The organism is Streptomyces sp. W16 (genome assembly GCF_033194735.1).
In the GTDB taxonomy this organism is placed as follows: domain Bacteria; phylum Actinomycetota; class Actinomycetes; order Streptomycetales; family Streptomycetaceae; genus Streptomyces.
In genome coordinates, this window is record NZ_JAWOAI010000456.1 from 1 (window position 1) to 8241 (window position 8241).

Annotated in this window: 11 protein-coding genes; 4 read left to right on the forward strand and 7 right to left on the reverse strand. The window is 72.2% G+C overall.

Features of this window, described 5'->3' with window-relative positions:
- On the reverse strand, positions 1–714 hold a 714-nt coding region (locus R6V09_RS40015), incomplete at its 3' end, for a hypothetical protein (protein WP_317886403.1).
- Positions 715–768: 54 nt separating this feature from the next.
- Positions 769–2022 (reverse strand): FUSC family protein, encoded by a 1254-nt coding sequence (locus R6V09_RS40020; RefSeq protein ID WP_317886404.1) that lies wholly within the window; start codon positions 2020–2022, stop codon positions 769–771.
- A 115-nt stretch (positions 2023–2137) separates the two neighbouring features.
- Between R6V09_RS40020 and R6V09_RS40025 the strand changes: the two genes are divergently transcribed.
- Both R6V09_RS40025 and R6V09_RS40030 read left to right on the forward strand, forming a co-directional pair.
- Complete coding sequence (locus tag R6V09_RS40025; RefSeq protein WP_317886405.1) at positions 2138–2731, forward strand: TIGR03086 family metal-binding protein; 594 nt, start codon at positions 2138–2140, stop codon at positions 2729–2731.
- Between the two features lie 263 nt (positions 2732–2994).
- Positions 2995–3198, forward strand: a complete 204-nt coding sequence (locus R6V09_RS40030) for an erythromycin esterase family protein (RefSeq protein WP_317886413.1) — start codon at positions 2995–2997, stop codon at positions 3196–3198.
- Here R6V09_RS40030 and R6V09_RS40035 read toward each other — a convergent pair.
- Positions 3162–3728 (reverse strand): CGNR zinc finger domain-containing protein, encoded by a 567-nt coding sequence (locus R6V09_RS40035; RefSeq protein ID WP_317886406.1) that lies wholly within the window; start codon positions 3726–3728, stop codon positions 3162–3164. The two genes, R6V09_RS40030 and R6V09_RS40035, sit on opposite strands and share 37 nt — an antisense overlap.
- A gap of 152 nt (positions 3729–3880) precedes the next feature.
- On the opposite strand from R6V09_RS40035, the gene R6V09_RS40040 reads away from it, so the two are divergent.
- Entirely contained in the window at positions 3881–4882 is a 1002-nt protein-coding gene (locus tag R6V09_RS40040) for a quinone oxidoreductase family protein (protein WP_317886407.1), read from the forward strand.
- Positions 4883–4936: 54 nt separating this feature from the next.
- On the opposite strand, the gene R6V09_RS40045 is transcribed toward R6V09_RS40040, so the two are convergent.
- A complete protein-coding gene (locus R6V09_RS40045; RefSeq protein WP_317886408.1) occupies positions 4937–5431 on the reverse strand; it encodes an FBP domain-containing protein in 495 nt (164 codons plus the stop codon).
- Between the two features lie 88 nt (positions 5432–5519).
- Here R6V09_RS40045 and R6V09_RS40050 point away from each other — a divergent pair, with 88 nt between their 5' ends.
- Positions 5520–6419, forward strand: a complete 900-nt coding sequence (locus tag R6V09_RS40050; RefSeq protein ID WP_317886409.1) for a DUF3626 domain-containing protein — start codon at positions 5520–5522, stop codon at positions 6417–6419.
- A gap of 45 nt (positions 6420–6464) precedes the next feature.
- Here the strand turns inward: R6V09_RS40050 and R6V09_RS40055 are convergent, their stop codons facing one another.
- The 3 genes from R6V09_RS40055 to R6V09_RS40065 form a co-directional block, all read right to left on the reverse strand.
- Positions 6465–7358, reverse strand: a complete 894-nt coding sequence (locus R6V09_RS40055) for an alpha/beta hydrolase (RefSeq protein ID WP_317886410.1) — start codon at positions 7356–7358, stop codon at positions 6465–6467.
- Positions 7355–7606: a hypothetical protein gene (locus tag R6V09_RS40060; protein WP_317886411.1), complete on the reverse strand. Its 252-nt coding sequence runs from the start codon at positions 7604–7606 to the stop codon at positions 7355–7357. The genes R6V09_RS40055 and R6V09_RS40060 overlap by 4 nt, the downstream gene beginning before the upstream one ends.
- 63 nt (positions 7607–7669) lie before the next feature.
- Positions 7670–8241, reverse strand: a 572-nt coding sequence (locus tag R6V09_RS40065) for a helix-turn-helix transcriptional regulator (RefSeq protein WP_317886412.1), incomplete at its 5' end; no start/stop codon positions are given.

Genomic DNA, 8241 nt, shown 5'->3' on the forward strand with positions numbered 1-8241 from the left:
GTAGACCTCCTGGCGCATCGAACCGCCGACACCGAGACCCATGGCGGCGGGACGGGGCGCACGCGGCGACGCACCGGGCGCAGGGGCGGCCTGTGCGGCCATCGGCATGGCGGGCATGCCACCGTAGCCCCCGGACGACAGGGTGATCGCTCGCGCCCGCTCCGACCGGCGCCGCTCGTCCTCGCGCCACTTGGCCAACTCCCGCTCGGTGAGCGGGAAGGACTGCAGCTGGACGCCACCCCACACCTCCTCGCCCGTGACCTGCCCCTCGACCGTCGCACCCAGGCCCAACGGGACCGCCACGAACTGGCGGACCGTCCCCTTGCCGGAGTTGATGCCGTCGAGCCAGGGCTGACGCGGAAGTACGACGTAGTTCTGCGGATCGCGGGACAGCCGGTCGCTCCACGGCTTCCCGGAGACCGCGCACACCTTGCCCACGCCCACCTGGAGGGCGGCGGGCTCTGCCGTGCCCCCGAAGCTCAGCCACATCGCCTCACGCAGATACACCGGCAGCATCACCCCGCCCCGCGCCAGCCACTCCCCAGGCACGGTGTCGGGGAAGTCCGCGACCCGGCGGACCGGGAACTCGCCGAGCCCCGGAGGCAGCGGATGCGTGCCCGTCTCGGGCAGGCGCAGGGTGCGGATGAACCGCACCGCCACCCCGCCGGGCAGCCACAAGGTGTTCCCGTCGATCCGTACGCTGCTGTCGGTCATGCGTCCGCCCCCATCGCCGCGCTGCCGGAGGCGGCCCGCCCCCAGGTGACTCCGTCACCTAGAACGATCGGCGCCCGTGCCCCGGTTCCTGCGCAGCCGCTCCGGTACGCCCACCCGCTCCCGCAGCCAGGTCAGCCACGGCAGGCGTTCGCGCTGCTCGCCGGCGCACCGGTCGAGTTCCTCCAGCAGCCGGCGCGAGCGGTGCTCGGTGTCCAGCTCGTCCAGCATGCGGTTGACCTCGGTCAGCATGGCACCCAGCAGCTGCCACTGGGCCGCGTCGCGCTGGACCTCCTCCAGGAGCAGCTGGGCCAGCTTGTCGCGGGTGGCGGCGGCCGTGTGCAGTTCGGCGGTGAGCCGCGACTCCGCCGACTCGGCGCTCACACTCACGTCGGTGGTCACCAGCACCGCGAAACTGACCACGGCGTCACCGATCTCGGACAGCAGCTGTTCTACGGCGGCGCCCGTCGGCGGTGCGAACAGCGGCTCGGGGTCGCGCTGTTTCGCCAGGTCGGTGAAGGTGCGCGCGAGGACGCGGAGCACGACCGTGCAGATCTCCAGCGTGTCCAGACCGGTCCGCAGCACGACCCGGTGCAGCAGCCCCTCCCGTACGCGCGGATTGAGCCGCAGACTGTCCTCGGCCTGCCGCAGGGCCGCGTCCACCTCGACGATGTCGTGGTCGAGCCGGCGCGCCTCGTGCAGCCTCGCGGTGGCGTGGTCGACGGGGGTGCGGCCCGCCGCCTCCTCGCCCATACGCCGCATCAGCCGCCGCAGCCGGCGGGCCAGCCCCTCGATCGACTCGCCGGCCTCGTCCACCCACACCGGGGGAGCCAGCAGCAGATTGCAGCCGAGCCCCACAACCGCGCCGATCAGGGTCTCCACCACCCGCGCCCAGGCCGTGTTGCCTACCGTGGTGACCCCGAGGACCAGCATCGCGCTGATCGCCACCTCGGGCACGTACTCGTCAACTTTGACCAGCCGCCCGACAACCAGCGAGGCCACGATCAGCAGGGCCAGGCTCCACCAGGTCAGCCCGACCAGCAGACTGAACGCGATGGCGACGAGCACACCCGCGACCACGGCGTTCACCCGGCGGATGCCGTTGGTGAGGGTGGCGTAGAGGGTGACCTGGACGACGAGCAGCGCGGTCAGGGGAGCGGTCAGCGGCGCGGGCTCGGGGCTCAGGCGCAGCGCGACGACATACGCGACCGTCGCCGCGGTCGCCGACCGCAGCGTCTGGACGACCACCGGGTCCCGGTGCCGCCCCACGAACCGCACCAGTGGCGCCGTCCACTCCCGGACATCTCGCATCCTTGGCCTATTCCCTCCTCGCGGATGCGCTGAACGTACCCATTGCGGACCGTAACTGTCCGCATGGCCTCCTAGATTGTCATCACCGGACAGGACGAAGGGGAGGTCGACTTTCATGACGAACATCCAGGGCACCGAGGTGCTGACCCGCTCGCACGACTACCTGCGCGAGGTGATCGCCGCCGTGCCCGAGAGCGCCTGGGCGGCACCCACGCCGTGCAGCGAGTGGACGGTACGCCAGGTCCTCAACCACGCCCGCATCGACCAGCAGGCCTACGGTCTCGTCCTCACCGGCGACCGGCCCGACTCCGACCCCTTCCACCCCGCGGACGCCCTCGACGGGGACCCGGTCGCCGAACTCGACAAGGTGCTCCGCGCGGTGGCCGACGGCTATGCCGCCTTGCCCGCCGACGCCGACCAGGTGCCGACACCGCTCGGCCCGATGGCCCTCCCGTTCGCAGCGGCGACGGCCGCCATGGACGCGGCCGTGCACGCCTGGGACATCGCGGTGGCCACCGGCCAGAACCGGCCACTGGAGGCGGACCTGGCAGAAGGGATCTGGCCGGCCGCGGACCGAATCGTCGACCAACTCCGCGACGCCTACCAGGTGTTCGCACCCGCACGCGAGGTGACGGCCGACTACGACCGGGCCGAGACACTCCTCGCCTTCCTCGGCCGCGACCCGCACTGGACGCCCGCCGCGTCCTGAGGAAAACTCCACCCCGGCACGGAGGACCACCGCATGGTCCCCGTCCCCGGGGCACGCGACCCTCGGACGATGACACGGCATCGGACCGGACTGTTCCTGACCCTGCTCATCAGCCTCGGCGCCGTCGCGGCCGGCACCCCGGACGCCACGGCAGCCCCTCCGACTCCAACGATCTCACCGGGTCGCCGCCCTCGACCGTTCCGCCCACCCCGATCCACCGCCGAACGCTGGGAGCGGCCGGCCCGGGCAGCAGTGAACGGACCCTGGACCAGGTGCGGTTCGCCGACTACCTGGTCGATCTGCGCACGGTCGGATCACCGGCCCGTGCGTGGCTCAAGGAGGCGCGGCCGACCCGCAGCATCGGCACCGATTACCCGGAGGATCCCGAGGACATCGCACTGGCCCGCAGCTACGACGTCCTGGTCCACCTTCACCGTGTCACGGCCGCCCGGCTGCGCGACCGGTAGCCCGCGATCTTCGCGAGGTTGCCGCAGCGGTCCATCGAGCACCAACGGCGGCGGCGGGCCTGGGAGTCGTCGAGGAACAGCAGTGAACACTCCGGGTTCTCGCACTCCTTGACCCGCTCCAGCAGCGGACCGCCCACCAGCAGGACGCCGTCCCGGGCCACCGTCGCCAGTGCCGCGCGCGCCGGATGAGCCGACTTCCAGCGCTGCTCGCCCAGTTGGGGTGCGAGATCCGGGCGCGCGGCGGCCTCGTTGACCCGCTCGACATCGGCCGCCGCCGGTTCCCGCCCGGCCATCGCGTCGCGTACGACCCGGTAGAGCGCCTCGCGCAGGGTGCGCGCGTCCGTCAGCTCCCGGGCCGTGACCCGCACCGGTTCGGTGCCCGTCGACAGCTCCGCCTCCGTGATCCACCCGGCCAGGGCGGCCGGATCGGGGAGCCGCTCGACGGGGTCGGCGTGCCGTTTGCCGAGCGTCGCCACGAAGTTCAGGCACGGGCGTCCGCCGATGAACGGGAAGACGGGCGGGGTGGTCATGACAGCGAGCTTACCTCGCGCACACCGGTTCATGCGGTGTGAGCGAGGACTGCCGACAAGCCTTGACACCGGTTCGTCCGGTGTCGCATGGTGACACCAGTTCAAGAGGTGTCGGCCGGGTTCGGTGGCCGCGACAGGGAGTGGGTAGCGGTATGCGTGCGGTACGGATCGACGAGTTCGGCGGGCCTGAGGTGCTGGTGCCGGTCGTGGTGCCCGACCCGGTCGCGGGTCCGGGGCAGGTGCTGGTGCGGGTCGCCGCGGCGGGCGTGAACCGCGCCGACGCCCTGATCAGGTCCGGGAACTACCACCGGGCCGGACGCCCGCCGCTGATCCCGGGAGTGGAAGGAGCCGGTACCGTCGCCGCGTTGGGGGAGGGTGTCACCGGATTCTCGGTCGGCCAGCGGGTCGTGGCCCTCGACGGCGTCAACTCGCCAGGTTTCTATGCCGAGTTGGCGGCCGTACCCGCGACCCAGGTGACCGCCCTGCCCGACGGGATCGCCCTCACGCACGCCGCCGCACTGCCCGTCGCCTGGCTGTCGGCCTGGTACTGCCTGCGGCACCTCGCCCGGGTCACCAAGGAGGACACCGTCCTCGTGAAGGCCGCCGCGAGCGGGGTCGGCAGCGCGGCCGTACAGATCGCGGCCGAGACCGGCGCCCGGGTCGTCGCACTCGCCGGATCACCCGAAAAGGCCGCCTGGGCAGGGGAGTTCGGCGCCCACGCCACCATCGACACCTCGGCACACCCGGACGACGCCGAGGTCGACGAGGTGCTGCGGCTCACCGACGGACGCGGCGCGGACGTCGTCCTCGACACCGTCGGCGGCCGGGCCTTCGGACGCAGCCTGCGCGAGATCGGACACGGCGGCCGGGTCGTCGCCCTCGCCAATGTCGCCCTGGAGCCCAGCACCGTCGACACCCGCGACTTCTACCCGAAGAACGCGTCGATCCTCGGCTTCCAGCTCACCAACCTCCAGGTCCACGGCGGCTACGACCCCCGCCCGGACCTGCGTGAACTGGCCGAGCGGGTGGCCGCCGGCGCCTACCGCGTGCCGATCGAGACCGTCGTACCCCTCGCCGAGGCACGTGCCGCCCACGAGCGGCTGGAGCGCCGCGACAGCCGGGGCAAGATCGTCATCGCGGTGCCGGGGGACTGACGTCAGACGTACAGCTTGGGGGCTGACGTCAGACGTACAGCTTGGGGGCTGACGTCAGACGTACAGCTTGTCGAGGAAGGCGCTCAGATTGCCCACCGTTCGGGCGATCTGCTGCTCCACGGTGAGGCTTTCCTCGATACGGATGCCCGACTCCGGGATCTTCCGGCCGCGCACATAGAGGGAGCAGGCGAGGTCGGCGCACATGTACAGGCCGACCGAGTTGCCCTCACGGCCCGCCGGGCCCGCCTTGCGCGCGGTCATCAGGGAGACCCCGCCGCCCGAGTGGGTCGTGACGCACAGCGAACACATGCTCCGGTGCAGAAAGCCGCGCTGCGCGGACGGGAACCGCAGGGTGACCCCGACCGGCCCGTCCGCCCGCTCGACGACGAGGTAACTGCGGTCCGGCGCCCCCGGATCCCGCCAACCCAGGAAGTCCAGATCGTCCCAGGGACGGCTGTCGAGATCGCGCGGGATCGCCAGCCGCTTCGCCTCGCCCTTCGAGCAGTTGACGAATGAGTCGCGGATGTCCTGCTCGGTGAGTGATCTCATGGGGGAGTCTCCTGGGGCGATGTCCGTCTCGAAACCTAGAGGGTCTAGGTTTCGGCCCAGGGTAGTGAGGCGAGCGGTGGGGGAGCCAATGGATTTCGGGGCTGTCGGGGTGCGCCAGGCAAGGGCGCTGCGCCATGTCGCGGCCCGGTCGTCGGGCCCGGCCGTCGACCCGCGACTGCGCATCACCCTCAACTTCCACCCCGACCGTACGGCGGCCGGACGCCCGATCCTCGACGCGCTGGCCCAGGACGGCACGTACCACTCGCAGTTCGTGACCGGCACCAGCAACGGCGGCCTCACCGCGCACCCCGGCGGCGACCGCTGGCGCTGGGAGAGCCGGATCTTCGCCGGTGCCTACGACGGGTCGCCCGCCGCCGAGCGACCGGTGTACGGCGCGCTGAACTTCCGGCGCCAACTGGTCGGCGCCGCCCCGCGGTTCGGCTCCTCGCACCTCCGGCTGACCGGCGCAACCCTCGCCCGCGCCACCTTCTGCTACCCCGACAGCGCCGCCGAACCGACCGACTTCGGCGTCGCCGCAGGCATGTCCCTGATCGCCCTCGCCGAGGCCGACGAGCAGGACGCCCTCAACGACTACATCGAGACCCAGGTGCACGGCGGTGTCGTTCTCACCCGGGACGTCGAGGCCCTCGTCCTGGACGCGAGCTACCGCGGCACCCCGGTCGAGACCGCCGCCCGCCGCCTGCCCTGCCCGGTCGAGTGGCACCCCGGATACCGGCTCACCGTGGGCGAGTTGAGGCGGCGCGCGGACTACCGGGGCCAGGAGTACGTCGATCTCGGTGCCCTCATCGCCGAGAAGGGCGTGATCGACCCCCGGATCATCGGCGACGCGGCCCGCACCGGCCGCCATGAACTCCAGGACCTGAAGATGGTCTGGCACACCCTGGCCCGCTTCGGGGCGCCGGTGGGAGCGGGTACGGCGGCGGACGGGCCGGCCGACCGCGGTCGGCCGGTGGAGTGGACGCGCTGATGGGTGCGTCGCCGGACAGAGCGAGACGCGGGGGCGATACGGGCTTCAGGCTCCGAGCCGTGCGGTCAGGAACCGTCCGGCCCGGTCCAGCGCGGCGGTCGCCTCGTCGAGGATCGGACCGTAGACCTGGAAGACGTGCGGCACCCCGGGGGTGACGTCGAGCGTGACCTCGACGTCCGCGTTGGCGGCCCGCCCGGCGAGGCGTACGGCGTCGTCGAGGAGTACCTCGTGGCCGCCGACCTGGATGAGCAGGGGCGGTAGGCCGGACAGGTCGGCGAAGACGGGGCTGATCAGGCCGAGAGCGGGGTCCTGGCCCGCCGTGTAGTCGGCCACGAGGGGTTCGAGGAGTTCCCGGGAGAACAGCGGATCGGCCGCGTCCTTGGTGTCGACGGACGCCCCGGCCAGGGTGAGGTCGACGTACGGCGACATGACGAAGGCCGCGGCAGGCAGGGGCAGCCCGTGGTCGCGGGCGTTGACCAGGGTGGCGACGGCGAGTCCACCGCCCGCGGACTCGCCCGCGAAGACGATGTCCGAGGGCGTGACACCGTCGGCCAGCAGGGCTTCGTAGACCGCCAACGCGTCGTCCACCGCCGCCGGATACGGATGTTCGGGGGCGAGCCGGTACTCGACGGAGTAGGCCTTGGCGGCGGTCCGCCCGCCGATCTGCGCGGCCAGGCCGGCGGAGCTGAGGGCGTCCCCCAGGAGATAGACGCCGCCGTGGAAGTACACGACGACGTGCCGGGGTTCGACTCCGTCGACCGTGACCTCGACTGCGGGGACACCGCCCAGCGTGGTCGGCACCGTCTTCGCCTCGGGAGGCAGCACCTGTGTCGACGTCGCCGCGTGCAGCAGGCGCCGTAGTTCCTCGACATCGCCGTCGAGGGGGAACGGGGACCGACGCAGCATCGCGTCGAGGGCCTGTCGCTGCTCGGTGCTCACGGAGCGTCTCCGTTCGACGGGGGTGGTTCGGCCGGCGCGGGCGCCAGCCTGCGGACTTCGAGGAGATCGAGTCGCAGTGCCTCGATCTGGGCGAGGACACCGAAGAGCGCCGCGGTGTCCGGCAGCAGCCCGGTGAGCACCGTCTCGGCGCCCTGCTGCTCCGGCACGAACGCGGGAAACGCCGTCAGCAGGGTCGGGCCGAGGTGGCAGCCGACCCGGATCTGGTAGAGGACGGGGTCATCACCCATGTCCTCATCGTCGTCGGTGGTCGGGTGAACCCGCGTCACCGGAAACCGGTGATCGTGCGGCGCTCACCCACGGCCGTTCGACAGCAGCCTCAGTTCACGGCCGCGGTGCACCGCCGAGGACCGGTCCCCGGCGCCGAGCTTGGCGTAGATCCGCCGTATGTGGGTGTTGACGGTGTTGAGGGAGACCGACAGTTCGGCGGCGATCTCGGGGCGGGTGAGGTTCGTCGGGAGATAGCGCAGGACGCGCAGTTCGCTCGGGCTGAGCTCCTCGGCCGGACCCGGAGCCGACCGGTCCGGCCGGGCCGGGGCGTCGCCGCGGACGGTGTCGAGGATGTCGGAGACCAGCGCGGCGTGCGACGTCGTGCGCGGCAGGGCGTCCAGCAGCTCCCAGGCGCCGGTCGTCACGAACGGCAGGATCATCCGGTCCGGTTCGGCGAGGTTCAGGGCCTGCTCGACGGCCGCTCCCGCCGCGAGCTCGTCACCGAGGTCACGGCAGGCGAGCGCGTCCAGGAGCCGGGCCTCGATCGGGGTGAGGAAGGAACCGACGGGGGCGGTGCCGTCGAGAACCGGGCGCAGCGCTCGGCGGGCACCGGCCGGGTCCTTCTCCGCGAGGTGGAGCACCGCGGCCGCGGTGC

Coding starts and splice junctions, on each gene's coding strand:
- R6V09_RS40020 (WP_317886404.1), bottom strand. CDS start 2,022: ATGCGAGATGTCCGGGAGTGGACGGCGCCACTGGTGCGGTTCGTGGGG.
- R6V09_RS40025 (WP_317886405.1), top strand. CDS start 2,138: ATGACGAACATCCAGGGCACCGAGGTGCTGACCCGCTCGCACGACTAC.
- R6V09_RS40035 (WP_317886406.1), bottom strand. CDS start 3,728: ATGACCACCCCGCCCGTCTTCCCGTTCATCGGCGGACGCCCGTGCCTG.
- R6V09_RS40040 (WP_317886407.1), top strand. CDS start 3,881: ATGCGTGCGGTACGGATCGACGAGTTCGGCGGGCCTGAGGTGCTGGTG.
- R6V09_RS40045 (WP_317886408.1), bottom strand. CDS start 5,431: ATGAGATCACTCACCGAGCAGGACATCCGCGACTCATTCGTCAACTGC.
- R6V09_RS40050 (WP_317886409.1), top strand. CDS start 5,520: ATGGATTTCGGGGCTGTCGGGGTGCGCCAGGCAAGGGCGCTGCGCCAT.
- R6V09_RS40060 (WP_317886411.1), bottom strand. CDS start 7,606: ATGGGTGATGACCCCGTCCTCTACCAGATCCGGGTCGGCTGCCACCTC.